Annotated in this window: 21 protein-coding genes; 10 read left to right on the top strand and 11 right to left on the bottom strand. The window is 74.3% G+C overall.

Annotated features, from left to right (window positions below; genetic code table 11):
• Positions 1–37: 37 nt before the first annotated feature.
• The 4 genes from ACRYRX_RS08920 to ACRYRX_RS08905 form a co-directional block, all read right to left on the bottom strand.
• Positions 38–1,360, bottom strand: a complete 1,323-nt coding sequence (locus tag ACRYRX_RS08920) for an MFS transporter (RefSeq protein ID WP_432511496.1) — start codon at positions 1,358–1,360, stop codon at positions 38–40.
• A gap of 120 nt (positions 1,361–1,480) precedes the next feature.
• The gene (locus tag ACRYRX_RS08915) at positions 1,481–2,293 is read right to left on the bottom strand and encodes an HpcH/HpaI aldolase family protein (protein WP_432511495.1); all 813 of its coding nucleotides are present in this window, start codon (positions 2,291–2,293) and stop codon (positions 1,481–1,483) included.
• Positions 2,278–3,063, bottom strand: coding sequence for a 2-oxo-hept-4-ene-1,7-dioate hydratase (gene hpaH, locus ACRYRX_RS08910; protein WP_432511494.1), 786 nt, complete (start codon positions 3,061–3,063; stop codon positions 2,278–2,280). The genes ACRYRX_RS08915 and hpaH overlap by 16 nt, the downstream gene beginning before the upstream one ends.
• Positions 3,064–3,066: 3 nt before the next feature.
• Positions 3,067–4,539: a fumarylacetoacetate hydrolase family protein gene (locus tag ACRYRX_RS08905; RefSeq protein WP_432511493.1), complete on the bottom strand. Its 1,473-nt coding sequence runs from the start codon at positions 4,537–4,539 to the stop codon at positions 3,067–3,069.
• A gap of 191 nt (positions 4,540–4,730) precedes the next feature.
• Here ACRYRX_RS08905 and ACRYRX_RS08900 point away from each other — a divergent pair, with 191 nt between their 5' ends.
• From ACRYRX_RS08900 to ACRYRX_RS08875, 6 genes are all read left to right on the top strand, one after another.
• Complete coding sequence (locus tag ACRYRX_RS08900) at positions 4,731–5,459, top strand: GntR family transcriptional regulator (protein WP_432511492.1); 729 nt, start codon at positions 4,731–4,733, stop codon at positions 5,457–5,459.
• Positions 5,456–6,988 carry a 5-carboxymethyl-2-hydroxymuconate semialdehyde dehydrogenase gene (gene hpaE / locus ACRYRX_RS08895; protein WP_432511491.1) on the top strand — a complete coding sequence of 511 codons (1,533 nt, stop codon included), beginning with the start codon at positions 5,456–5,458 and terminating at the stop codon, positions 6,986–6,988. The genes ACRYRX_RS08900 and hpaE overlap by 4 nt, the downstream gene beginning before the upstream one ends.
• A gap of 29 nt (positions 6,989–7,017) precedes the next feature.
• Positions 7,018–8,106, top strand: coding sequence for a 3,4-dihydroxyphenylacetate 2,3-dioxygenase (hpaD, locus tag ACRYRX_RS08890; RefSeq protein WP_432511490.1), 1,089 nt, complete (start codon positions 7,018–7,020; stop codon positions 8,104–8,106).
• Positions 8,103–9,044, top strand: a complete 942-nt coding sequence (locus ACRYRX_RS08885) for a LysR substrate-binding domain-containing protein (protein ID WP_432511489.1) — start codon at positions 8,103–8,105, stop codon at positions 9,042–9,044. Before hpaD ends, ACRYRX_RS08885 begins: the two co-directional genes overlap by 4 nt.
• 248 nt (positions 9,045–9,292) lie before the next feature.
• Entirely contained in the window at positions 9,293–10,759 is a 1,467-nt protein-coding gene (locus ACRYRX_RS08880; protein ID WP_432511488.1) for an aldehyde dehydrogenase family protein, read from the top strand.
• Positions 10,759–12,303: a GMC family oxidoreductase gene (locus ACRYRX_RS08875; protein ID WP_432511487.1), complete on the top strand. Its 1,545-nt coding sequence runs from the start codon at positions 10,759–10,761 to the stop codon at positions 12,301–12,303. Before ACRYRX_RS08880 ends, ACRYRX_RS08875 begins: the two co-directional genes overlap by 1 nt.
• Before the next feature lie 67 nt (positions 12,304–12,370).
• On the opposite strand, the gene ACRYRX_RS08870 is transcribed toward ACRYRX_RS08875, so the two are convergent.
• The gene (locus tag ACRYRX_RS08870) at positions 12,371–14,254 is read right to left on the bottom strand and encodes an FAD-dependent monooxygenase (RefSeq protein ID WP_432511486.1); all 1,884 of its coding nucleotides are present in this window, start codon (positions 14,252–14,254) and stop codon (positions 12,371–12,373) included.
• A gap of 175 nt (positions 14,255–14,429) precedes the next feature.
• Here ACRYRX_RS08870 and ACRYRX_RS08865 point away from each other — a divergent pair, with 175 nt between their 5' ends.
• On the top strand, positions 14,430–15,119 hold the full coding sequence (locus ACRYRX_RS08865; protein ID WP_432511485.1) for an IclR family transcriptional regulator: 690 nt from the start codon (positions 14,430–14,432) through the stop codon (positions 15,117–15,119).
• An 11-nt stretch (positions 15,120–15,130) separates the two neighbouring features.
• On the opposite strand, the gene ACRYRX_RS08860 is transcribed toward ACRYRX_RS08865, so the two are convergent.
• From ACRYRX_RS08860 to ACRYRX_RS08840, 5 genes are all read right to left on the bottom strand, one after another.
• Positions 15,131–16,222 (bottom strand): isocitrate/isopropylmalate dehydrogenase family protein, encoded by a 1,092-nt coding sequence (locus ACRYRX_RS08860; protein ID WP_432511484.1) that lies wholly within the window; start codon positions 16,220–16,222, stop codon positions 15,131–15,133.
• 34 nt (positions 16,223–16,256) lie between these two features.
• The gene (locus ACRYRX_RS08855; protein ID WP_432511483.1) at positions 16,257–17,651 is read right to left on the bottom strand and encodes a 2-hydroxycarboxylate transporter family protein; all 1,395 of its coding nucleotides are present in this window, start codon (positions 17,649–17,651) and stop codon (positions 16,257–16,259) included.
• A gap of 129 nt (positions 17,652–17,780) precedes the next feature.
• On the bottom strand, positions 17,781–19,427 hold the full coding sequence (locus ACRYRX_RS08850; RefSeq protein WP_432511482.1) for a thiamine pyrophosphate-dependent enzyme: 1,647 nt from the start codon (positions 19,425–19,427) through the stop codon (positions 17,781–17,783).
• A gap of 26 nt (positions 19,428–19,453) precedes the next feature.
• Positions 19,454–20,479, bottom strand: coding sequence for a hydroxymethylglutaryl-CoA lyase (locus ACRYRX_RS08845; protein WP_432511481.1), 1,026 nt, complete (start codon positions 20,477–20,479; stop codon positions 19,454–19,456).
• The gene (locus ACRYRX_RS08840) at positions 20,479–21,708 is read right to left on the bottom strand and encodes a CaiB/BaiF CoA transferase family protein (protein WP_432511480.1); all 1,230 of its coding nucleotides are present in this window, start codon (positions 21,706–21,708) and stop codon (positions 20,479–20,481) included. Before ACRYRX_RS08840 ends, ACRYRX_RS08845 begins: the two co-directional genes overlap by 1 nt.
• A gap of 144 nt (positions 21,709–21,852) precedes the next feature.
• Here ACRYRX_RS08840 and ACRYRX_RS08835 point away from each other — a divergent pair, with 144 nt between their 5' ends.
• Positions 21,853–22,485, top strand: a complete 633-nt coding sequence (locus ACRYRX_RS08835; RefSeq protein WP_432511479.1) for an IclR family transcriptional regulator domain-containing protein — start codon at positions 21,853–21,855, stop codon at positions 22,483–22,485.
• 31 nt (positions 22,486–22,516) lie between these two features.
• Entirely contained in the window at positions 22,517–23,026 is a 510-nt protein-coding gene (locus ACRYRX_RS08830) for a gamma carbonic anhydrase family protein (RefSeq protein WP_432511478.1), read from the top strand.
• 611 nt (positions 23,027–23,637) lie between these two features.
• Here the strand turns inward: ACRYRX_RS08830 and ACRYRX_RS08825 are convergent.
• A complete protein-coding gene (locus ACRYRX_RS08825) occupies positions 23,638–24,573 on the bottom strand; it encodes an AraC-like ligand-binding domain-containing protein (RefSeq protein ID WP_432511477.1) in 936 nt (311 codons plus the stop codon).
• A gap of 200 nt (positions 24,574–24,773) precedes the next feature.
• Between ACRYRX_RS08825 and ACRYRX_RS08820 the strand changes: the two genes are divergently transcribed.
• Entirely contained in the window at positions 24,774–25,103 is a 330-nt protein-coding gene (locus ACRYRX_RS08820; protein WP_432511476.1) for a putative quinol monooxygenase, read from the top strand.
• Positions 25,104–25,182: the final 79 nt, after the last annotated feature.

Raw genomic sequence — 25,182 nt, 5'->3', positions numbered from 1 at the left:
CGGAGTCGCCGCAGAGGAGCGCGGCGGGCCCCGGCGCTCAGCGGGGCAGCGCGACCCGCCGGGTGCGGCCCAGGGCGAGCACGGCGCCGACGGCGACGAGCGCGACGGCGCACAGGTACGCCCCGACGGCGTGCAGGGACCCGAACTCCTGCACGAGGGCCTGGGCGATGGTCGGGGCGAAGGCACCGCCGAGGATCGACCCCAGCGCGTAGGACAGGGCGACCCCGGAGAACCGCACAGGGGCGGGGAACAGCTCGCTGTACCAGGCGGCCTGCGGGCCGTAGGTGAGACCCAGCCCGACCGAGAAAGCGGCGAGACCGAGGAACAGCAGGCCGACGTCGCCGCTGCCGGCGGCGGACATCAGCGGGAACACCGCGACGAGGAGCGCGGCGTACCCCAGCAGGTACGTCGTGCGCCGCCCGATCCGGTCCGACAGCGCGCCGGACAGGAAGGTGAACACCCCCCACAGCGCCGCGGCCGCGGCGACGACCAGCAGGACCGGGGTGCGGTCCAGGCCGACCGGGCCGTCGGGGTCGGTGGTGTAGCTGGTGACGTACCCGCCGGTCAGCATGTACCCCGAGGCGCCGTTGCCGGCGAACACCAGGGCGGCCAGGACCACGAGCCGCCAGTGGTCCTTCAGCAGCCGCGCCGCGGGGACCTTCGTCTCCCGGGCCGTGCTGCGCAGTTCCTCGAACACCGGGGACTCCTCGACCGCCCGGCGGACGACGAACCCGACGGCGACCAGGACGACGCCCAGCAGGAAGGGGATGCGCCAGCCCCACGCCACGAACGCGTCGCCGCGCGCGACGACGCCGGACACCAGGGCGGTGACCCCCGAGGCCAGCAGCATGCCCAGCGGGACGCCGAGCTGGGGGAACGCCCCGGCCCGGCCGCGGTGGTCGGGGTGGGCGTGCTCGACGGCCATGAGGACCGCCCCGCCCCACTCCCCGCCGGCCGCGACGCCCTGGACGATGCGCAGGAGCAGCAGCAGGACCGGGGCGAGGACGCCCGCGGTGGCGTAGGTGGGCAGCAGGCCGATGAGGGCGGTGGCCCCGCCCATGAGGACGAGCGTGAGGACCAGCACGGCCCGCCGGCCGATGCGGTCGCCGAAGTGCCCGGCGAGGAACGCCCCGAGCGGCCGGAACAGGAAGCTCACCCCGACGGTCGCGAAGGACAGCAGCAGCCCGACCTGCGGACCGGCGGGGGCGAAGAACACCTTCGAGAACACCAGCCCGGCGGCTGTGCCGTAGATGAAGAAGTCGTACCACTCGATCGTGGTGCCGACCAGGGTGGCGACGGCCACGCGGCGGCGCGTCGCGGGGGAGTGGCTCGCGGTGGCGAGCGTCGTGGGGGTGGTCATGCGGTCCTCCGGATCGGGGACGACCACGCCCGCGTGGTCGTCGCACCCTCCAGCCTGGCAGCGGTACCGGTTCCGGGAAACCCGCGGTTCCCGAGGTTGCTCCTCGGGAACCGCGGGGTTTCAGTACGAGGAGCGTTCGTCCCGCCCCGTGCCGATGAACTCGGCGGCGAGCCGCTCGGACCCGCGCGCGAGCAGGGCGACGTCGGCGCCGACGAGGGCGAAACGCACCCCGTCCGCGACGTAGCGGCGGGCGACGTCGGGGTGGAAGGCGTTGACCCCCACGGGTTTCCCGGCCGCCCGCACCTCGCGCACGGCCTGCTGGACGGCCGCGACGACGTCGGGGTGCGTCTGCTGCCCGAGCAGGCCCATCGAGGCGGCGAGGTCGCTGGGGCCGACGAACACGGCGTCGATCCCCGGGGTGGCCGCGATCCGCCGGGCGTTGGCGACGCCCTCGGCCGTCTCGACCTGCACGACCACCGACACGTGCTCGGCGCCGTCGCGCAGGTACCCCTCGACCCGGTTCCAGCGGGCCGAGCGGGCCAGGGCGCTGCCGACGCCGCGGCGGCCCGCCGGCGGGTACTGGGTGGCCCGCGCGACCTCCTGCGCCTGCTCGGGCGTGGAGACCATGGGCACCAGGACGGTGCGGGCGCCGAGGTCGAGGACCTGCTTGAGCAGGACGTCGTCGGCGGCGGGGACGCGCACCACGGGGGTCACGGGGTAGGCCGACACGGCGTGCAGCTGCGCCAGCGTCGACTCCAGCCCGTTGGGGGCGTGCTCCATGTCGATGAGCACCCAGTCCAGCCCGGAACCGGCCAGGATCTCGGCGGCCACCGGGGAACCCGAGCAGATCCAGCCGCCGAACAGGGCGCGGTCGGACCCCTCGAGGTGCTGCCGCAGCGTGCGGCCCAGCGCGGGGTTCAGCGGAAGCGGCACGAGATCGTCCCCAGTCGCCCGTAGTCGGCGAGGACGGTGTCCCCGGGGTGGACCCACATCGGCCGGGTGAACGACCCGGCCAGGACGACGTCGCCGGCGGCGAGGCCGTCGTCGTGCTGGGCGAGCTTGCGCGCCAGCCACACCACGCCCGCCGCCGGGTGGTTCAGGACGGCGGCCGCGACCCCGGACTCCTCGATGGTCTCGTTGCGGTACAGCAGGGCCGAGACCCAGCGCAGGTCGACGTCCTGCGGCCCGACCGGGTTCCCGCCGAGCACCATCGCGCCCATGGCGGCGTTGTCGCTGATGGTGTCGACGATGGTGCGGCCCTGCATCTCCAGCCGGGAGGACAGGACCTCCAGCGCGGGCACGACGTACTCGGTGGCCCGCAGCACGTCGAAGATCGTCGTGTCCGGCCCGGCGAGGTCGGTCCGCAGGACGAACGCGAGCTCGACCTCGATGCGGACGTTGGAGAACCGCGCGTGCTCGATCGTCGAGCCGTTCTCGTACACCATGTCCGCGAAGATCGCGCCGTAGTCGGGTTCGGTGATGCCGGTGGCGGCCTGCATGACCTTCGAGGTCAGCCCGATCTTGCGGCCCACCAGGCGGCGGCCGGCGGCCACGCCCCGGCGGCGCCACTCGGCCTGGACGGCGTAGGAGTCCTCGACGGTCATGCCGGGGTACCGGGCGGTGAGCAGCGGGACGGTGGTGCGGTCGCGCTCGGCCGCGGCCAGCTCGTCGGCGATCGCGGTGATGGTCTCCGGTTCCAGCACGTCTCAGTCCTCCGTCTCGTGTCGGGCCTCGTACTCCGCGCGCCACGAGGCGTTCATCGGGAACAACCCGTCGACGGGGTGCCCCTCGGCGACGCGCTCGGCGATCCAGGCGTCCTCGGCCTCCTGCGCCAGGGCGGCGTCGGCGACCTCCTCGGCCAGGGCGCGGGGGACGACGAGCACCCCGTCGGCGTCGCCGACGACGACGTCGCCCGGCTGCACGGTCGTGCCGCCGCAGGCCACCGTGACGTCGGTGTCCCAGGGGACGTGCTTGCGGCCCAGGACGGCCGGGTGCGCGCCGCGGGAGTAGACGGGCAGCCCGACGGCGGTCACGGCGTCGTGGTCGCGGACGCCGCCGTCGGTGACGATGCCGGCCGCGCCGCGGGCGTTCGCGCGGATCGCCAGGACGTCGCCGAGGGTTCCCGACCCGGTCTCCCCGCGGGCCTCGATGACGATGACCTCGCCGGGGTTCACGGCGTCGAAGACGCGCTTCTGGGCGTTGTACCCCCCGCCGTGGGAGGCGAACAGGTCCTCGCGGTTGGGGACGAAGCGCAGCGTGCGGGCGAGGCCGACGAGCTTGCGGTCCGGGTGGTTCGAGCGGACCCCGTCGATGCTGACGTTGTCCAGGCCCCGTTTGCGCAGCTGCCCGGACAGGGCGGCGACGGGGGTGCGCTCGAGCTTGTCCCGCAGTTCCGCGGGCAGGGCGTCCCCGGCCGGCGGCAGGCCGGCGGCGGCGCGCGAGCCCCACGCCTCCTCGCGCTGGAGGTCGTCGGCGGCGGGGACGGACCCGAGCGCGGGGTCGAAACCGTGCTCGCCCTGGACGACGGTGGTGACGAGGCGTCCGGTGCTCGGGCCTCCGGGGACGTCGACCTCGACCTCGACGACGTCGCCGGGCACGACCACGCTCGCCCCGGCGGGGGTGCCGGTGAGGACGACGTCACCGGTCTCGAGGGTGAAGTGCTGGGACAGGTCGGCCACGAGCTGGGCCAGGGGGAAGATCAGCCCGGCGGTGGTGTCGTCCTGGGCGGGTTCGCCGTTGACCCAGGTCCGCAGCCGCAGGCCCCGCGGGTCCACGGCCCGGGCGTCCAGCAGCGCGGGGCCGAGCGGGGTGAAGCCGTCGCCACCCTTGGAGCGGACGTTGGAGCCCTTGTCGGCGGCGCGCAGGTCGTACAGGCCGAGGTCGTTGGCGGCGGTGACGTGCGCGACGTGGTCCCACGCCTCCTCGAGGGGGACGCGGCGGGCCGGTGCCCCGATGACGAGGGCGATCTCGCCCTCGAACCCGAGCAGTTCGGTGCCGGCGGGGCGTTCCACGGTGCCGCCGCTGCCGGCCAGGGAGCTGGAGGGTTTGAAGAAGTAGGAGGGGGTGGCGGGCCGCCGGCCGCGCTGCTGCGCGCGGGAGTCGTAGGCGAGGTGGACCGCGACGATCTTGCCGGGGCGTTCCGGCAGCGCGGTGCAGGGCACCGGGGGCGAGGACGGCATCTGCGCACTCCTTCGTGGTGTATCCGAAACCGTATACGATCCTCGGCCGCCGTCCCGGGGCCGTCAAGTGCCCCCGGGTGAGGAAGAACCTCGGCGACGTCGAGGTGCCGGGGGCTTGCGGTGGGCGGCGGGCGGTGCTTACCGTATTCGCGAAGATATACGATCGTCCGGCGATGGAGCGGGGGTGACACGTGGGTCCAGGCCCGGTGGCGGGAGCCGCCACCTCCAAGGTCGAGCAGGCCTACGAGCTGATCCGGGAACGGATCGTCTCGGGCCGGTACACGCCCGGGTACCGGCTCGTCCTCGGCTCCCTGGCCCGCGAGCTCGGGTCGTCCCCCGTCCCGGTCCGCGAGGCGATCCGCCGGCTCGAGGCGGAATCGCTCGTCGAGTTCGAGCGCAACGTGGGAGCCACCGTCCGCGGCCTCGACCCCGTGGAGTACCGGTGGACGATGGAGACCCTGGCCGTCGTAGAGGGGGCCGCCGTCGGCCAGGCGCTCCCGCTGCTGACCGCCGCCGACCTCGCCGAAGCCCGGCGGCTCAACGACCTGATGCGCGCCGAGCTCGGCCAGCCGGCGGGGGAGTTCGACACCCAGCGCTTCAGCCAGCTCAACCAGCGGCTGCACCGGACGCTGGCCGCGCCCTGCCCCAACCCGCACCTGCTGGACCTCGTGGACCGCGGCTGGCACCGGCTCGCGACGCTGCGCACCAGCGTGTTCTCCCTGGTCCCCGACCGCACCCACCAGTCCGTGGCCGAGCACGACGCGCTGCTCGACCTCATCGCCGCCGGCGCCGACGCGCCCACCGTCGAGGCGGCCGCCCGCGAGCACCGCTCCGCGACGCTGCGGGCCGTCCTGGCCCACGAGGCGCGCGACCCCGCGACCGCCCAGCCCACCTCCCACGACCCGAGGAGACGACCATGACCACCGTGGAGACCGGCGCCCAGGCCACCACCCGGCACGTGCCCGAGGGCCTGCCCACCCACCTGCAGCACTTCATCGACGGCGAACTGCGCGACTCCGTCGACGGCGCCGTCTTCGGCGTCCTGGACCCGGTGACGAACGAGGACTACGCCACCGCCGCGGCCGGGAAGGCGGCCGACGTCGACGCCGCCGTCCAGGCCGCCCAGCGCTCCTTCGACTCCGGCGAGTGGGCCGGGAGACCGGCTCGGGCCCGGGCCCGCGTCCTCAACCGGATCGCCGACCTCGTCGAGGCCAGCGACACCCGCCTCGCCGAGCTGGAGACCTTCGACACCGGCCTGCCCATCACCCAGGCCCTCGGCCAGGCGCAGCGGGCCGCGGAGAACTTCCGCTTCTTCGCCGACCTGATCGTCGCCCAGACCGACGACGCCTACAAGGTCCCCGGCAAGCAGATCAACTACGTCAACCGCAAACCCGTCGGGGTCGCCGGGCTCATCACGCCGTGGAACACCCCCTTCATGCTGGAGAGCTGGAAGCTGGCCCCCTCCATCGCCTCCGGGTGCAGCGTCGTGCTCAAACCCGCCGAGTTCACCCCGCTGTCGGCGAGCCTGTGGGCGCAGATCTTCACCGAGGCCGGACTGCCGAAGGGCGTGTTCAACCTCGTCAACGGCATCGGCGAGGAGGCCGGGGACGCCCTGGTCAAGCACCCGCAGACCCGGCTCATCTCCTTCACCGGCGAGACCACGACCGGTCAGCTGATCTTCCAGAACTCCGCGACCCACCTCAAGGGCATGTCGATGGAACTCGGCGGCAAGTCGCCCGCCGTCGTCTTCGCCGACGCCGACCTCGAGGCCGCGCTGGACTCCACCCTGTTCGGGGTGTTCTCCCTCAACGGGGAACGCTGCACCGCGGGGTCGCGCATCCTGGTGCAGCGCAGCATCTACGACGAGTTCGTCGAGCGGTACGCCGCCCGCGCGAAGAACATCGTCGTCGGGAACCCGCACGACCCGCGCACCGAGGTCGGCGCCCTCGTCCACCCCGAGCACTACGAGCGCGTCGTGGGCTACGTCGAGATCGGCAAGACCGAGGGCCGGCTCGTCGCCGGCGGCGGCCGCCCCGACGGCCTGCCCGTGGGGAACTACCTGGCCCCCACCGTGTTCGCCGACGTGCCCCCCACCGCGCGGATCTTCCAGGAGGAGATCTTCGGTCCCGTCGTGGCGATCACGCCCTTCGAGGACGAGGCCGACGCGATCCGCCTGGCCAACGACGTCAAGTACGGCCTCGCCGGTTACGTGTGGACCTCCGACCTGACCCGCGGGCACCGCGTCGCGCACGCCATCGAGGCGGGCATGGTCTGGCTGAACTCCCACAACGTCCGCGACCTGCGCAGCCCGTTCGGCGGGGTCAAGGCCTCCGGCCTGGGCCACGAGGGCGGGTACCGGTCCCTGGACTTCTACTCCGAGCAGCAGGCCGTCCACATCACCCTCGGCGACGTCCACACCGCCCGCTTCGGCGCGGCCGACCAGCACTGACCACCCCTTCTCGAAGACGAGGAAACCCCGTGAGCACCGACCTGCCCGCTGACCTGCCCACGCCGCCCGACGTCATCCGCTGCGCCTACGCCGAGCTCGTCGTCACCGACCTGCAGCGGTCGAAGTGGTTCTACACCGAGCTGCTCGGCCTCGTCGTCACCCACGAGACCGAGGACGCCCTGTACCTGCGGGCTTTCGAGGAGTACCTGCACCACTCCCTGGTCGTGCGGCAGGGGCCCGTCGCGGCGCTGGCGAAGTTCGCCTACCGCGTCCGCACCCCGCAGGACCTCGACCTGGCCGAGGCGTACTACCGCGCGCTGGGCGTCGAGGTCCGCCGCGTCGCCGCCGGGCACACCCGGGGCATCGGCGAGGCGGTCCAGGTCGTCGACCCGCTCGGGTTCCCCGTGGAGTTCTTCCACGAGGCCGAGCACGTCGAGCGCTTCACCCAGCGCTACGACCTGCACGGCGCCGGGGCGATCTCCCGCCTGGACCACTTCAACGTCGTCACCCCCGACGTGCCCGCCGCGCGGGACTACTACGAGGGCCTGGGGTTCAAGGTGTCCGAGGACATCGAGGACGACGAGGGCACCGTCTACGCGGCCTGGATGTACCGCAAGCCGACCGTCCACGACGTCGCCCTCACCGGCGGCGACGGACCGCGCATGCACCACATCGCGTTCGCCACCCACGAGCGCAGCCAGATCCTGCACCTGTGCGACCACCTCGGCGCGGTCCGCCGCTCGGACCAGATCGAGCGCGGCCCCGGCCGGCACGGCGTCTCCAACGCCTTCTACCTCTACCTGCTCGACCCCGACGGGCACCGCATCGAGATCTACACGCACGACTACTACACCGGCGACCCCGACAACCCCGTCATCACCTGGGACGTTCACGACAACCAGCGCCGCGACTGGTGGGGCAACCCCGTCGTGCCGTCCTGGTACGCGAACGCCTCCACGGTGCTCGACCTCGACGGGAACCCGCGCGAGGTCGTGGAGCGCACCGACGACCGCGAGTCCGACGTGACGATCGGGGCCGACGGGTTCTCCTACACCCGCAAGGAGGACGCCGCGGACGGCGTCGTCGAGCAGGGGTTCAAGGTGGGGCACCAGGTGTGAACCCGCAGGCGAGCCCGGGGCCGGCGCGCCAGGCGCCGGCCTGGTCGCTGCGCCAGCTGCTGTACTTCGTCACGGTCGCCGAGACGGGGACGATCACCGGTGCGGCCGAACTGCTGGTGATCTCCCCGTCCGCGGTGGCCTCGGCGGTGGAGAAGCTGGAGCACGCCCTCGGGGTGCAGCTGTGCGTGCGCCGCAAGGCGCACGGCATCACCCTGACGGCGGCCGGCCAGGACCTGCTGCGCCGGTCCCGGGCGCTGCTGGACCACGCCGGGGAACTGGCCGAGGTGGGCGGCGGGACCGGCGGTGACGTCAGCGGGAACCTGACCCTCGGCTGCTACCACACGCTGGCCCCCACCTGCCTTCCCCCGCTGCTGTCCGCGTTCACCGCCGAGCACCCGCGGGTGGCCGCGCGGTTCCTCGAAGCCGACCAGGACTCCCTGCAGGACGGCCTGGCCAGCGGCGAGGTGGACGTCGCGGTGCTCTACGACATGCAGCTGCGCGACGACGTCGCCGGCCTGGAGCTGTTCCGCACCCGCCCGCACGTGCTGCTCGCCGCCGGCCACCCGCTCGCCGGCGCCGGGCGGGTGTCGCTGCGCGACGTCGCGGCCGAACCGTTCGTGCTGCTGGACCTGCCGCCCAGCTCCCGGCACGCCTTCTCGGTGTTCCGCCACGTCGGGGTCGAACCCGCCGTGCGGTACCGGGCCGCGGGGCTGGAGACCGTGCGGGCCCTCGTGGGCCGCGGGTTCGGCTGGAGCTTCCTGGTGCAGCGGCCCGGCACCGGGACCACCTACGAGGGGCTGGGCGTCGCGGCCCTGGAGATCACCGACGACGTGCCCGACGTGCGGGTCCTGCTGGCCCGCTCGCGCGGCGCCCGGCTCAGCCGCGCCGCCGAGGCGTTCGCCCGGACGGCCTCGGCGGTGTTCAGCCCCCCGGGGTGAACCCGGTGGGAGCGCACCCGCAGGAGTGCACCCCGCGCACAGCGTCGTGCGCGCAGGGACAAGCCGCGGGGCCGTGGACGGCGGACACTCCCAGCAGGGGGGGGGGGGGGGGGCGCACACCCGCCCCCCCCCCCCCCGCCCCCCGCCCCCCCCCCCCCCCCCCGCGCCCCGGCCCGCCCCCCCCCCCCCCCCCCCCCCCCCCCCCCCCCCCCCCCCCCCCCAGCCGAGGCTCGACGAGGAGGACCACGGTGTCCGCACAGCACACGACCACCACGGGGACGACCGCGACGGTGGACGCCCCCGAAGACGCCCTGCTCGCCCGCGTGAGCGTGGGCGAGGGTGAGGGCGAGGAGATCTTCGAACCGGCCACCGGCCGGCTGCTCGGCCGCGCGCCGCGCCACACCGTCGACGACCTCGAACGCGCCCTCGCCGCGGCGGGGTCCGCGCAGGCCGCCTGGGCGGGGCTGGGGCACGCCGAGCGCAGCGCCCGCCTGAACCGCATCGCCGACCGCATCGACGCCCAGGCCGAGGCGCTGGCCCGGTTGCTGGCCCGCGAGCAGGGCAAACCCCTCAACGGACCGAACGCCCGCTTCGAGGTCGGCGCCTGCTCGGCCTGGCTGCGCGCCGCGGCCGCCACCGTGCTCGAGGAGGAGGTCGTCGTCGACGACGGCCAGCAGGTCTCGGTGCTCACCTACCGCCCGCTGGGGGTCGTGGCCGCCGTCGGCCCCTGGAACTGGCCGCTGATGATCACCGTCTGGCAGGTCGCCCCGTCGCTGCGGATGGGCAACACCGTCGTCGTCAAACCGTCGGAGTTCACCCCGCTGAGCGTCCTGGCGCTCATCTCGATCTTCGCCGAGGAACTGCCCGAGGGCGTGCTCACGGCGGTCGCCGGCGGCCGCGACGTCGGTGCCCGGCTGGTGGCCCACCCCGCCGTCCGCAAGATCATGTTCACCGGCTCCACCGCCACCGGCCGCAAGATCGTGGAGAGCTCCGGGGCGAACCTGGCCCGGCTGACCCTCGAGCTCGGCGGCAACGACGCCGGCATCGTCCTGCCCGACGCCGACCCCGCCGCGATCGCCCAGGACCTGTTCTGGGGCGCGTTCATCAACACCGGCCAGACCTGCGCGGCCCTCAAGCGCCTCTACGTGCACGAGTCCATCCACGACGAGGTCGTCGCCGCCCTCGCCGAGGTCGCCAAGGCCATGCCGATGGGCCCGAGCCTGGACGAGGACAGCGTCCTGGGTCCGGTGCAGAACTCCATGCAGTTCGACGTCGTCGCCGGTCTGGTCGAGGACGCCAGGCAGCGCGGCGGCACGATCGTCACCGGCGGCGCACCCGCCACCGACCTCGGCCCGCTGTTCTACCCGATCACCCTGGTCACCGGCCTGCACGACGGCGACCCGCTCGTCGACCAGGAGCAGTTCGGCCCGGCGCTGCCCATCGTGAAGTACACCGACGTCGAGGACGCCATCGCCAGCGCCAACCGGCTCGACGTGGGCCTCGGCGGTTCCGTCTGGTCCTCCGACCCCGCCAGGGCTCAGGAGGTCGCCGACCGCATCGAGGCCGGGACCGTCTGGATCAACGCCCACGGCAACGTGCACCCCATGGCCCCGTTCGGCGGGGTCAAGAGCTCCGGCTACGGCCTGGAGTTCGGCGTCGAGGGGCTCAAGCACGTCGCCGTCCCCAAGGTCGTCACCCGGCGCAAGGAGTCCTGATGGACCCCGACGTCATCGTCGTCGGCGCCGGGTCGGCCGGGTCCGTCGTCGCCCGGCGCCTGCTCGACGCCGGCCGCTCCGTGCTGCTGCTCGAAGCTGGCCCGCCCGAGACGAACCCCGCCATCGCCGAGCTCGCCCGGCTGGGGGAGCTGTGGCGCTCCGAGGTCGACTGGAACTACCACACCGTCCCCCAGGCCGGGGCCGCCGGCCGCCGGCTGTTCCTGCCCCGCGGCAAGGTCGTCGGCGGTTCGCACGCCCTGAACGCCTGCATCTGGGTCCGCGGCTGCCGGGAGGACTACGACGACTGGGCCCGCGCCGGCAACGAGGGCTGGGGCTGGGACGACGTCCTGCCCGTCTTCCGCGACATCGAGAACTTCCAGCACGGGGCCAGCGACGTCCACGGCGCCGACGGGCTGCTCGACGTCGTCGCCGACTACCCGCTGAACCCGCTGCAGCAGGCCGTCCTGGACGCCGCCCAGCAGGCCGGGATCGACCGCGTCGCCGACTACAACGCCGGCCGCCTCGACGGCGTCGCCCCCGAGCAGGTCACGACCCGCGACGGGCGCCGCTTCAACACCTGGCACGCCTACCTGCGCCCCGTCCTGGACCACCCCCGGCTCCAGGTCGTCACCGGCGCCTGGGTGCACGACCTGCTCGTCGAGGCCGGCGCCGTGCGCGGGCTCCGGTACGCCGTGGAAGACGGCTCGGTGCACGAGGTGCGGGCCGACACCGTCGTGCTGTCGGCCGGTGCGCTGGACACCCCGCGGATCCTGCTCCGCTCGGGCATCGGCCCCGCCGCCGAGCTCGCCGCCCTCGGGATCGACCCCGTGCACGACCTGCCCGGGGTCGGGAAGAACCTGCACGACCACCTGCTCGTCCCGGTGATCGTCGAGACCGAGCGGGAGATCCCGCTGCCCGGACCGGGCCAGAGCGCCACCCAGGTGCACTGGTGGTGGCGCTCGCGTCCCGGCCTGGACCGCCCCGACACGCAGCCGCTGGTGTTCTCCGTGCCGATGTACGGCGACACCCTCAGCGGCCCGGCCAACGCGTTCACGATCTACGCCGCCCTGGTCACCCCGAAGAGCCGGGGGACGCTCACGCTGACCGGGCCGGACCCGGCCGACCCGACGGCCATCGACCTGGGCGCGCTGGCCCACCCCGACGACGTGGCCTCCCTCGTCGCCTCGGTGCAGCAGGCCCGCCGGGTCGCGCGACAGCCCGCGCTCGCCAGGTGGGGGCCGCGCGAGCTGCACCCCGCCGCGGGGCTGGAGGGCCCGGAGCTGGAGGAGTACGTGCGGCAGAACGTCGGCACCTACCACCACCAGGTCGGCACGGCCCGGATGGGGACCGACGAGCTGGCCGTCGTCGACCCGCGGACCCTGGGCGTCCACGGCCTGGCCGGCCTGCACGTGGCCGACGCCTCGGTGATCCCGACGATCCCGGCGGGGAACACCAACGCGCCCTCGATCCTGATCGGCGAGAAGGCGGCCCGGGCGCTGATCGCGGCCACCGCCGGCGCCGGGGTCGCCGCGGCGGCGGTCTGACCGTCCTCCCGACGCGACAGGGCCCGCACCCCCCGAGGGTGCGGGCCCCGTCACGTGCCGGGGGTCCTCAGGCCGGGGAGGAGAACACCCCGGCGAAGAAGCGCGGCAGTTCCTCGCGGTCGGTCAGCGGGACGACCGCGGCGACGTACTGGTCGGGGCGGACGGCCACGACGCACCCGGCGGGGTCGATCCCGCGGTCGGTGAAGACGTCCTCGTCCGGGTGCAGGGCGTACACCTTCTCGTGGTCGACCAGGCCGAACGGGCCGGTGCGCGGCAGGAACACCGCCGGGACGGTCCCCAGGTCGACCCCGGTGTGCGGCACCGGGAACACGACCTTCACGTCGAACAGGGCGTCGAGGTCCTCACCGTCGCGGGTGTGCGCCACGACCGGGGAGGCCGGGTCGGTGGCCAGCCACCGCGCCCACGCCTCCAGCGCCGGCCCGGGGGCGGCACCCCCGGCGGCGTCGGCGAACGCGTACAGCCGCCAGCGGCCGTCGGCGCGGGCGTGGTGGCCCAGGTGCACGGGGTTGCCGTCGGCGACGCGGGACACGCGGGGGGACTTGAACCGCTTGCCCACCGTGAACGCCTTCGCGAGGTCCTGGTGCCCGTCCCCGGCGACGACCTGCGAGGCGGGGTAGTGGGTGCGGAAACCGGCGGGGAACTCCGCGGTGGTCGTGTAGAACTCGCCGAGCCGGCCCGGGTCGTCGAAGTCCTCCGGCTTCTTGGCCATGAGGGTCGACCACTCCTTGTCGAAGTCGATGAGGTTCTGCGCGATGACCTGGCGCTCGGCCGAGTACGTGCGCAGCAGCGAGGCCGGGCTGCGGCCGGTGAGGACGTGCGCGAGCTTCCAGCCGAGGTTGAACGCGTCCTGCATGGACACGTTCATGCCCTGACCGGCCTTGGCGCTGTGGGTGTGGCAGGCGTCGCCGGCGATGAACACGCGCGGGTCGCGCTCCTGCTCCGCGGGCAGGTCGTGCGGGACGTCGTCGAACCTGTCCGTCAGCCGGTGCCCGACCTCGTACACGCTGTACCAGGCGACGTCCTTCACGTCGAGGGTGTACGGGTGCAGGATCGCGTTGGCCCGCTCGATCGCCGTCTCGACGGTGGTGGTGCGCACCGCGCCGGCGTCGTCGGCGGCGGTGTCGCCCAGGTCGACGTACATGCGGAACAGGTGCCCGCCCTCGCGGGGGATGTGCAGGATGCTGCCGTGGGCGGACTGGATGGCGCACTTGGTGCGGATGTCGGGGAAGTCGGTGACGGCCAGGACGTCCATGACGGCCCAGGCGTGCAGGGCGGCGTCGCCGGTCAGCGAGCGGCCGATGGAGCGGCGCACCCCGCTGCGGGCCCCGTCGCACCCCACGACGTACTTGGCGTGGACGGTGCGGTCGACGCCCGCGGTGGTCCGCAGGTGGACCTCCACGGGGTGCTCGCGCCCCTCGTGCACCCGCAGGTCGACGAACTCCCAGCCGTAGTCGGTGCCCATGCGGGTGGGGGAGTTCCGCATGACCTCGGTGAAGTGGTCCAGCACCCGGGCCTGGTTGACGATGAGGTGCGGGAACTCGCTGATGCCGTGCGGGTCGTCCTTCTCGCGCGCGGTGCGGACGATCCTCGCGGGGTCGGACGGGTCCGGCGCCCAGAAGCACATCTCGGTGATGCGGTAGGCCTCCTCGGTGATGCGGCCGGCGAACCCGAAGGCCTGGAACGTCTCCACGCTGCGGGCCTGGATGCCGTCGGCCTGGCCGATCTCCAGCCGGCCCTCGCGGCGCTCGACGAGGCGGGTGGTGAGGGAGGGGAACTGCGCGAGCTGCGCGGCGAGCAGGACGCCGGCCGGACCGGCCCCCACGATGAGGACGTCGACCTCGTCGGGCAGGCCCTCGGTCCACGTCGCGCCGGGCGCGGCCGGTGCGACGCGCGGGTCGCCGGAGACGTAACCGTGGTGGTGGAACTGCATGGTCGGTCCTCCCGGACGTCGGTGTCGCGGCACTCGTGGAGCACGCTGCCGAGTTCGACATGAGAACTCGTGTTTCGCAGGCAGAACGACGCTAGGGTCGGGCCACGGGCCGGTCAAGGGGACGGCGTCGAGGTGCCTCCTCGGGTTCCCCGAGGAACGGAACGGAGCAGTCGCCGTGGTGGGAGCAGGGACCGCCGTCTCGCAGACGCTGTCGCGCGGGTTGCGGGTGCTGGAGGAACTGGCCGCCGCGCCGCGCGGCCTGAGCGTCGACGAGGCCGCCGCCGCGCTCGGCGTGCACCGGTCGATCGCCTACCGGCTGCTGCGCACGCTGGAGCACCACCGGCTGGCCGAGCGCGACGAGGGCGGCCGCTACCGCCCCGGCATCGGCCTGGCGGTGCTGTCTCGGGGCGTGCTGCCGGACCTGCGCGCGGCGGCCGAGCGCGTGCTGGAGCAGGTGGTCGAGGAGGTGGGGATGACCGCGTTCGTCGTGGTGGCCCGGGGGTCCGAGTGCGTCACCCTGGCCAGCGTCGAACCCCGCCACCACGGGGCCAGCCTGGCGCAGCGGCCGGGAACCGTGCACCCGCTGGCCGCCGGTGCCCCCGGGCTCGCCCTCCAGGCGGCCGGGGCGGCGGGGTCGTCCGCCCGCGCCGCGGAGGTCGAGGTGGTGCGCAGGCAGGGGTGGGCCGTGTCCCACGACGAGGTCGTGCCGGGGCTGCGGTCGGTGGCGGTACCCGTCCCCGCGCACCTCGGTGAACCCTGCGCCCTGGCCGTGGTGCACCTCGACGGCGAGAACGCCCCGCCGCAGCCGCTGGTGGACCGGCTGACGCGGGCCGCGGTGCAGCTGGCGCGCGCCCTGGGGGCCTGAACCGGCCGCGGTCAGGAGCGCACGGCGACCCGGGAGGTCACCGCGTCCTCGAGGGCCGCGGTGACCTCCCCGGTGCCGGCGGAGCCGCCCAGGTCCCGGGTCCGCGGGCCGCCGGCCAGGACCGCCTCGACCGCCGCCTCCACGGCCCGGGCGGCGGCCAGGGCCCGGTCGTCGGCGTGCCGCTCACCCAGCCAGCGCAGCATCATCGCGCCGGACAGCACGGCGGCCACCGGGTTCGCGACGTCCCTCCCGGCCAGGTCGGGCGCCGAGCCGTGGCTGGGCTGGAACACGCCGCGGGTCAGGCTCACGTCGGCCGACGGCGCCACGCCCAGCCCCCCGACGACACCGGCCGCGACCTCGGAGACGATGTCGCCGAACACGTTCTCGCACACGACGACGTCGAAGCGCTCGGGTTCGGTGACGAGCATCATGGCGCCGGCGTCGACGTGGAGGCACTCCGACTGCACGTCCGCGTGGCGCCGGGCCACCTCGAGGAACACCGAGCGCAGGAACGCCTGGCTGCGCAGGGCGTTCGCCTTGTCGAACAACGTCACCCGGCCCACCGAGCGGCCCGCGTCCCGCCGGTTGCGCGCCTGGGCGAAGCACAGCTCGAACAGCAGTTCGCTGGTGGCCCGGGTGATGGTCATCCGGTCGCTGCTCGACTCCGCCGACGGGGTGACCTCGTCGTGACGGCCCGCGAACAGGCCCTCCGTCGTCTCGCGCACCACCAGGAGGTCGACGTCCGGGGCGTCCACCCGGCTGGGGACACCGGGGTAGCGCCGGCACGGCCGCAGGCTGGCGAACAGGCCGAACCGGTCCCGCAGGTCCACCTGCGGGCCCTCCTCGGTGCCGTCCGGCCGGCGGATCGAGGGCAGGCCCATCGCCCCGAGCAGGACCGCGTCGGCCGCCCCCAGGGCGGCGAACACCTCCTCGCCCATGCTCGTGCCGGTGTCGCGGTACACGGCCGAACCGGCCGGGTGCTCGGTCATCCGCACCCGCAGGCCCGCGCCCGCCGCGGCGGCGGTCACGACCCGGCAGGCGGCGCGGGTCACCTCGGGGCCGATGCCGTCACCGGGCAGGACCCCCACCTCGTAGTTCCTCACGCCCGAGCCGTCCCCCCGTGGCCCGCCACGACGGTCACCGGGCCAGCAGGGGGACGAGGAGGGAGGTCAGGAACAGCACGACCGCCCCGCCCACGCGGTTGGTCAGGGCCGCGAACGGCATGAGGTGCATGCGGTTCGCCGCGCTCAGCACCGAGACGTCACCGCTGCCGCCGGTGTCGGCCATCACCAGGCCGGGCGTGATGGCCGCCTCGACGAAGTGGAACCGGACCAGCCACCCGAGGAACCCCGAGGTCGCGGTGGCGACCACGACGGTGGCGGCGGTCAGCACCAGGAACGCCGGGTTCGACAGCGACTGCAGCACGTCGGCGATGTCGATGTAGGTGAGGGAGACGCCGACGAGGAGCGCGGGCACGAACGCCGTCGTCATGAGGTCGCTCCACTGGCTCGTCGCCTCCTCGAGCCGCTGCGGCAGCAGCCCGAACACCTTCACCAGCGCCGCGACGACGATGGTCCAGGCGTAGGGGTGCAGGAAGGTGGCGTACGCGCCGAGCGTCGTGCCGGCCAACGCCAGCACGCCGACGACGACGATGCCCTGGGCCAGCAGCGAGAACCGCGACCCGGTGACCGGCGACGGGGCCGTGAGGTCATCGGCGGTGCCCTTCACGCGCAGCAGCTGACCGTGCCCGTTGAACCCGGCGAACCACTGCTTGCGCCGGCCCCGGCTCAGACCGCCGTAGAAACCGGCGATGAGGATGCACAGGACGTTCGCCAGGACGACGGCCGACAGCAGGTCGCCGAAGTAGTCACCGGCCTGGCCCCCGGTGCGGGCGGCGTACATGTCGGCCATGGGCACCGCGCCCAGGCCCAGACCGCCGGCCATGATCGGGGCGGCGACGAACATGACGGCCTCGGCGGCACCGAAACCGGTGACGATCCCCAGCAGCCCGACGAGGACGAACGTCGCGGCCAGGCACCCCAGCAGCGGCACCGCGAAGCGCGGTCCGGCCTTGACCAGCAGGGTGCGCGGCATCCCGAGGATGCAGCCGGTGATGACGCTGACCACGAAGAAGTCGAGGAACCCCTGGGTGTCGGTGAACCCCGACACCACGGTGGCGAGGTCGTCGGGCACGACGCCCGCGAACAGCAGGACCGCCGGGACGAACGTGCACAGCACCGTCGGCAGGCCGTAGTCGCGCAGCACCGGCACGAGACCGCCGATCCAGGCGAACAGGCCACCGACCAGCAGGGTCGTGGCGAAACCCGCGACGATCGTGGGGGGCAGGTTCCCGGTCACCGCGGCGGTGAGCAGGACAGCGAGGAAGAGGGCGTAGTAGCCCAGCGGGATGCCGGCGACCGTGCGCCACCGGGCCGGGGGCGTGGCCTCCGCTGAGGGGGAGACGCCGGGCGAGGTCGCGTTCTGGTCGGCCGTGAGGATCGTGCTGTGCTGGCTCTCGGGTGCAGCTGACATCGTCGACTCCTTCGTCGCGGGAGCGGGGATCACTGCGCGGGGCAGGATGACCGCGGGGTCGTACCGGGTCGCCCGGTCTTGCCGTTCCTCTCGTGGTGCTGGTGCTGGTGCTGGTGCTGGTGCTGGTTCCTACGCTCCGCGCGTGGTGGGAGCGGGGGCCAGGAAGGGCCACGGGCTCCGGTCCATGTCCAGGGGCATGGGCACGTGCACGACCGTCGGCAGGTCCTTGGCCAGGGCGGCCTCGACCGCGTCGCCCAGCGCGTCGGGGTCCTGCGCCTGCACGGCCTCGGCCCCGAAGGAACGGGCCAGCGCGAGGAGGTCGGGGTTGCGCAGGTCGGAGGCGAACGGCCGGCCGAACAGGCGTTGCTGGTCGGCGCGCACGTTGCCGTAGGCGCCGTTGTCGAAGACGACCGTGACGACGCCCAACCCGAACTGCACGGCGGTGGCCAGTTCCTGCAGGGCGAACTGGAACCCGCCGTCCCCGGTCACCGAGACCACCGGGGAGGTGCGGTGCGCGGCCTTGACGCCGAGCGCCGTCGGGAACCCGAACCCCAGCGTCGACTGGTGCCCGCTGGTGATGAAGCGTCGGGGTTCCTCGACGTCGAAGGCGAAGTAGGAGGAGAACCCGACCTGGGACACCTCCTCGACGAAGAACCCGTCGGCGGGCAGCGCCGCGCGGATCGCCGCGAGGTGGTCGGCGTGCGGCTTCAAACGGGCGATCTCGGCGCGCTTGCCCGCCCGTGCGCGCGCGAACTCCCCCGTCCGGTCGGGGCGTCCGGCCTCGGGGCCGAGCACGTCGAGCAGACCGCGCGTGACCTGGGCTGCGTCGCCGGTCAGCCCGACGTCGGGGCGCAGCCGGGCCTGCTGCCGCGGGTCGATGTCCACGTTGACGGTCCGCAGCCCGGCGGGGCGGTCGGGCCAGCGGAACCACTCGAGTTCGCGGCGGGTGCCGATGGACAGCAGCAGGTCGGTGTCGGCCCAGCGCGTGAAACCCTCGGCGCAGGTGAACCCCAGGGGGTGGCTGTTGGCCACGACCCCGCGGCCGCCGCGCAGGCTCACGACGGGCGCCTGCAGCAGTTCGGCGAGCCGGCGGACCTCCTCGGCCGCCCCGCGGGCACCGCTGCCCACCATGATCATCGGGTTGCGCGCGGCCCGCAGCAGGTCAGCGGCGGCGGCGAGGTCGCCGGCGGCCACCTGCGGGGCGGGGTGGGTGTGGGGCGTGGTGGGCTCGGGGACCGGTGCGGACGCCCCGAGGACGTCCCACGGCGCGGCGACCGCGACGGGACCGGGCCGGCCGCTGGTCGCCTGCGCGAACGCCTCGGCCAGCCGGGCGCCGGCCTGCGCGGGGTGCAGCACGTTCTCGGCGTGCTTGAGGAACGAGCGCAGGGTGCCGAGCTGGTCCGGCATCTCGTGCACGTGCCCGAGGCCGCGCCCCATGTACGGGGTGGGGACCTCACCGGTGAGGCAGACGACCGGGGTGCTCGTGCCCGCGGCGGTCAGCAGACCGGCGGCGGCGTTGAGGATGCCCGGCCCGGGGACGACGCTGCACACCCCGGGCCGGCCGGTCGACTGCGCGTAGCCCATCGCCATGTAGGCGCAGGCCTGCTCGTGCCGGGGGACCACGACCTCGATCTGGTCGCGGACGCGGGCGAGCGCGTCGAACAGCGGGTACGTCTGGACGCCGGGGATGCCGAAGACGGTGTCGACGCCCTGGGCGATGAGCTGCTCGACGAACGCCTCGGCGGTGGTGCGGGTTCGGGCGGTCGGGCTGTTCACGGTGATCTCCTCCTGCGGTGCAGCGGTCACCGGGCGGCCCCGGTCAGCTGGGTGCTCGGGTCGGGCAGTTCCTGGCGCAGCGGCGGGACGTGCACCGTCCACGACGGGCCGGAGCGGGACAGCGAGCTCTCCAGCGGGTGGTCGACCAGCGGCGCGACGAGGTCGCGGGCGATGCCGACGACCGCGTCGAGGTCGACACCGGTCTCCACGCCGAGCAGCGAGAGCATGTGCACCAGGTCCTCGGTGGCGACGTTCCCGCTGGCCCCGGGGGCGAAGGGGCACCCGCCCAGCCCGCCGACGGAGGCGTCGAACTCGGTGACCCCGGCGGCCATGCCGGTCAGCACGTTGGCCAGCGCGAGGTTGCGGGTGTCGTGCAGGTGCAGCGTCACGACGACGTCGGGCAGGTCGGCGCGCAACCGCGAGCAGACGTCGTGCACGAGGGCGGGGTCGGCGACCCCCACCGTGTCGCACAGCGCCATCCGGCGCACCCCCATCTCGTGCAGCCGTCCCGCGACCTGCAGCACCCGGCTGTAGGGGACCCGGCCCTCGAACGGGCAGCCCAGCGAGGTGGCGACCCCCGCGGTGAGTTCGACGCCGTGCTCGCCGGCGAGTTCCACGACGGGTTCGAGCGCCGCCAGCGCCTGCGCGGTGGGCTTGTTCGCGTTCGCGGTGCTGTGCGAGTCGGTGCAGGACAGCATGAGGTCCCAGCCGTCGGCCTGCAGCGGCAGGGCCCGCTGGGCGCCGCGCAGGTTCGGGACCAGGACGGTGTACGCGACGCCGGGAACCCGCTCGATCCCGGCCATCACGGCGTCGGCGTCGGCCAGTTGCGGGACGGCGTCGGGCCGGACGAAGGACGTGACCTGGATGCGCTGGAGACCGGTGCGGGACAGGGCGTCCACCACGGCGATCTTCGAGGCGGTCGGGAACTCGACCTCCTCCAGCTGCAGGCCGTCGCGCGGCCCCACCTCGTTGACGACCACGCGGGCGGGGACCGCGAACGGCGAGGGCCGGACGTCGCTCAGGTAGGCGTGGCGGTGGTCGGTGGTGCTCATCAGACGATCCCCTCACCGGTGAGCCGGTCGAGTTCGACGGCGTCGATGCCCAGGGCGGCGTAGACCTCGGCGTTGTGCTCACCCAGGCGTGGGCCGGTGCTGCGGATCGTCCCCGGTGTCCGGGACAGCCGGGGCACGACCCCGGGCAGGCGCAGCGTCCCCAGCTTGGGGTGGGCGACCTCGACGAGCATGTCCCGGGCCGCGACGTGCGGGTCCTCGAACACCTCGGCCATCGTGTTGACGCGGGACAGCGGGACCCCGGCGTCGTCGCACGCCTGCTGCGCCTCCGCGGCCGTGCGGCCGGCGAACCACGCGGAGACGATGCCGTCGACGTGCTCGCGGTTCTCGACCCGGGCGCGGTTGCTGCTCGAGCGCGGGTCGGTGACCATGTCCTCGCGCCCCATGGCCGCGGCCAGCCGGTTGAAGGTCCGGTCGGTGCTGGCGGACAGCACCATCCACACGTCGTCCGAACTCGCGAACAACCCGAGCGGAACGGTCGCGGGAACCTGGTTCCCCTGTCGCTCGTGGACCTTCCCGTGCCGGTCGTAGTCGGTGATCATGCCTTCGAGGAAGCGCAGCATCGACTCGTACAGGGCCACGTCGACGTCCTGGCCGCCGCCGCCGCGGGCGTCGCGGTGGTACAGCGCCGTGACGGTGCCGAACGCGGCGAACAGGCCGGCGACGTAGTCGACGAGGTTCATCGGCGGCAGCACCGGCGCGCGGTCGGGGAAACCGGTGCTGTAGAGGTACCCGCTGAAGGCGGTGGCCGGTGTGCCGAAACCCGGCATGGGGGAGTAGGGACCGGTCTGCCCGAAACCGCTGACGTGGACGACGACGAGGTCGGGGTTGGCCTCGCGCAGGCGTTCCTCGGTCAGGCCCCAGCCGGTCAGGGTGCCGGGCCGGAAGTTCTCCAGCAGCACGTCGTGCTCCGCGACCAGGCGCAGCAGGAGCTCCTGCCCCTGTTCCCGGCGCAGGTCCAGGGTGATGGAGCGCTTGTTGCGGGCCAGCGCGGCCCACAGCAGGGGTTCCTCGCCGTCGAAGGGCTGCATGCCGCGCAGCGGGTCGCCCGTGCCGGGCATCTCGACCTTCAGCACGTCGGCGCCCATGTCGCCGAGCAGGGCCCCGGCGAAGGGGGCGGCGAAGACGTTGCCGATGTCGAGGACGCGGACGCCCGTCAGGGGGCCACGCGATCCCTGCCCGGGTGCCCGCTGGGTGTCGTGGTGATCCATGGTGCCGCCTCTCGCGTGGCGGGCCTCGGCCCGTCGAGTGCGTTCCCTCCCGGCTGCTTCGCCGGGGGTCGTGCCGGACGTTGCACTTCCCAAATAGTGGGAGTAGTGTCCTGCGATGTGGAAACGACCGTAACGGGTGTCGGAGTGCTCGACAAGTGCATCGCCATGCTGGACGTGGCGGAGGCCCGGGCGAGCAGCGCCACCGACCTCGCGCGGGAGCTGGGGATGACCGTCTCGACGGCGCACCGGCTGGCCGCCGCGCTGGTCGCCCACGGCTTCCTCGCGCGCGACCCCGCGGGGCTGCACCGGCCCGGGCCCCGGCTCAGCACCACCGGTCTGACCGAGATCGCCCGGCCGGTCCTGGAGCAGCTCACCCGGGACACCGGCGAGACCACCCAGGTGTGGGTCCGCCGCGGTGGGGAGCGGCTCGTCGTGGCGTCGGTGGAGTCCTCCTCCGAACTCCTCGCCGTCGTCCGGGTCGGGCGTTCGCTGCCGCTGGCGGCCGGCGGTTCCGCTGCTACGGTGCTCACCGCGCCGCCGTCGGCGGACGGGCCCTCGTGGGTGGAGTCGATCTCCAGCCGGACGGCTGGGGTCGCCTCCGTGAGCGCCCCGGTGGTCGTCGACGGGCAGGTCCTCGCCGCGGTGTGCCTGGTGGGACCGGTGTCCCGCCTCCAGCCCGGACCCGGTGCGCTGCACGGCGATCGAACCGCCGCCGCGGCCCACGCGATCTCCACCGGGCTGGAACTGCGCTCGGCCCGCGCGCCGCGGACCGCGTGACCACCGCGAGGGAGAGGAACAGCACGTGATCGTGACGTTCGAAGGAGCCGAACCCCGCCGCGGCCCCGGGGGTTTCCTGGCTCCCGGTGCCACGCTCGTCGGCCGCGTCGACCTCGGCGCCGACGTCGGTGTCTGGTACGGCGCGGTGCTGCGCGCCGACAGCGGGGGCATCACCGTCGGGGACGGCAGCAACGTGCAGGACGGGTGCGTCCTGCACGCCGACCCGGGCTTCCCGATCACCGTCGGGCGCGGGGTGTCGATCGGTCACGGCGCCGTCGTCCACGGCTGCACCGTCGGCGACGACGTGCTCATCGGCATGGGGGCCCGGGTGCTCAACGGAGCGCGCATCGGCGCCGGCAGCCTCGTCGCGGCGGGCGCCGTCGTGCTCGAGGGCACCGACGTCCCCCCGGGATCGCTCGTCGCGGGCGTGCCCGCCAAGGTGCGCCGGGAACTGTCGGCCGAGGAGCTGGAGGGCGTGCGGGCCAACGCCCGCACGTACGTCGACCTCGCCGCCCGGCACGTGGCCGCGCTCGACGCCTGAGCCTCGTCCGTCCTCGTCACGTCGCCGTCCGTCCGGGGCGAGTGCCCCGGACGGGGCACCTGCCCACCCTCCCGGGCGAGTCGCCCGGCTCTCGGTGAGGAGGATCGCCAGGACCGTGCCGCCCACCGTGGACACCGCACCGCAGGACCGGCAGGCAGTCCCGCCGGCCCTGCTCGCGCAGGCCGGCCGGTTCCCCGGGACCACCGCCTCCGGCGGTGACGGAGGGGTCGACGTGGAGGTGCTGACGGCGGACGTCGAGGGGGAGTGCTCGCCGTCGGGATCCGCCTCGCGCCGGGTGTCCAGCTCGCCACCCGCGCGCACACCGGGCCGTGCTCGTCACCGACGCCGAGGGCGACCTCGTCGCCGTCCCCGACGCGCAGCGGCACCTCGACGAGTACAGCCGCGACTGCCGCGGACGCGGTGTCGAGCTGCCGCCGGCGCACGGCGGTCGTGACCGGCGCCGGGGGGACGATCGGCCGCGCAGCCTGCCTGGTGTTCGCCCGGCACGGCCGCGGGGCGGGGTAGCCGGGTTCGCCGGTGGGGCACGACCCCGGTCCGGGGACGCGGCCGGCACCGTCCGCTCGGGTGATCGGCAGGTGCTGCCACCCCGCTCAGGGGCGCAGGTCCCGCGGGGACGTGCCGAACTCGCCGCGGAACGCCCGGGAGAAGTGCGCCGGGTCCGGGAAACCCCACCGGCGGCCCACGGCCGCCACCGTCGTGCCGGCCGAGCGGGGGTCCAGCAGGTCCGCGCGGCAGCGTTCCAGGCGGCGCCGCCGGACCCAGCCGCCCACGGTCTGCCCCTCGGCGTGGAAGAGGGCGTGCAGGGTGCGGGTCGAGACGTGGTTGGCCGCGGCGATGGCCGCCGGGTCCAGGGGCTCGCCCAGGTGGTCCTCGATCCACGCCTGGACCACCCCCAGCCGCCCGCCGGGCACCGCCCCGGCCCCGAGCACGTCGAGCAGGGTCACCGACAGCAGCGCCGTCGCGGCGCGCACGGTGGCGCCGGAACCCTCGTGCTCCAGGTGGCTGCGGTCGTCGGCGACCTCGCGCAGCAGCGGCGTCAGCAACCGGGCGCTGCCGGTGTCCCCGGGGATCGTGACCGCCAGCAGTTCGCGCACCCGGTCCGCGGCCAGGCCCAGCAGCGAGCGCGGGACCATCAGCACCAGGGTGCGGAACTCCCCGTCCCGGCCCGTCGCACCGCACAGCTCGTAGTCGTCGGCGGTGTCGTAGACCGCGAGCTGGCCCGACCCCAGCTCGGCCTCGCGCCCGTGCTGGCGCACGGTGGAGCGGCCGCGCAACTGCAGGGACACCTTGTAGGCCTGCCCCGGCGGCGCGGTGCCGGCGCCGGCGCGGGTGTGCCGGACGAGGTGCCCGCTGCCGGTGGACAGGTCCGAGACGAGGGCGCCGCCGACGCTGACGGCGTGCATGCGGGCGTGGAAGGAGCCGTGCGAGGTGGCGGTCACGTCCAAGGGGACGAAGGCCTCGCCGACCACGCGCTGCCAGTCGCGCACGTCGTGGACCGCCGCGTCCCTGACGATCGCCCGTCCCACCGGTGCAGCCTCCCCGCTCCGTCGCCGTCCCGCACCCGCCCCCGATGGTGCCACCGCGCGGCGTCCTCGACGTCCCCGGTCCGGGAGCACCGGCGCTCCGGCGGGTCCGGGCTGCGACCGGCCCGCCCGCCCGCCCCGCGGTTTCTCGCCCTGTGAGAGGCACGGGTGCCGCCGGCCCCGTCCCTGCCTACGCTGGGCGCGTGATCCTCATCGTCGTGAAGTGGCCCGTCAAACCCGAGTTGTCCGACCGCTGGCCCGAGCTGGTCCGCGAGTTCACCGACGCGGTGCGGGCCGAGCCGGGGAACCTGTTCTTCGACTGGTCCCGCAGCGTCGAGGACCCGAACCTGTGGACCCTCGTCGAGGGTTTCGCCGACGACGAGGCCGGGAAGGTCCACGTCGCCTCCGAGCACTTCCAGAAGGCCATCGGCCAGATGCCCGACTACGTGGCCGCCCAGCCGCAGATCATCTACGTCGAGGCCCCCGGCACCCCGGGTTTCGGGCCGATGGGCGAGGTCCAGCCCCGCGGCTGAGCACCCCCCGCGGCGGGCTTGCACCTTTCGGAGCAGGACCGCAGGACCCTCCTCGCGCACGGCGCGGAGGACCCGGTCC

The sequence above is a fragment of the Kineococcus lubricus genome (genome assembly GCF_050871965.1).
GTDB lineage: Bacteria > Actinomycetota > Actinomycetes > Actinomycetales > Kineococcaceae > Kineococcus.
Note: the sequence above shows the minus strand (reverse complement) of the source record. Positions and strands in the feature narration are given on the sequence as shown.

Excerpts from the sequence above, each read along its gene's own strand:
- ACRYRX_RS08855 (WP_432511483.1), bottom strand. The coding sequence starts at position 17,651 with ATGTCAGCTGCACCCGAGAGCCAGCACAGCACGATCCTCACGGCCGAC.
- ACRYRX_RS08920 (WP_432511496.1), bottom strand. The coding sequence starts at position 1,360 with ATGACCACCCCCACGACGCTCGCCACCGCGAGCCACTCCCCCGCGACG.
- ACRYRX_RS08905 (WP_432511493.1), bottom strand. The coding sequence starts at position 4,539 with ATGCCGTCCTCGCCCCCGGTGCCCTGCACCGCGCTGCCGGAACGCCCC.
- hpaE (WP_432511491.1), top strand. The coding sequence starts at position 5,456 with ATGACCACCGTGGAGACCGGCGCCCAGGCCACCACCCGGCACGTGCCC.
- ACRYRX_RS08870 (WP_432511486.1), bottom strand. The coding sequence starts at position 14,254 with ATGCAGTTCCACCACCACGGTTACGTCTCCGGCGACCCGCGCGTCGCA.
- ACRYRX_RS08840 (WP_432511480.1), bottom strand. The coding sequence starts at position 21,708 with ATGGATCACCACGACACCCAGCGGGCACCCGGGCAGGGATCGCGTGGC.
- ACRYRX_RS08845 (WP_432511481.1), bottom strand. The coding sequence starts at position 20,479 with ATGAGCACCACCGACCACCGCCACGCCTACCTGAGCGACGTCCGGCCC.
- ACRYRX_RS08875 (WP_432511487.1), top strand. The coding sequence starts at position 10,759 with ATGGACCCCGACGTCATCGTCGTCGGCGCCGGGTCGGCCGGGTCCGTC.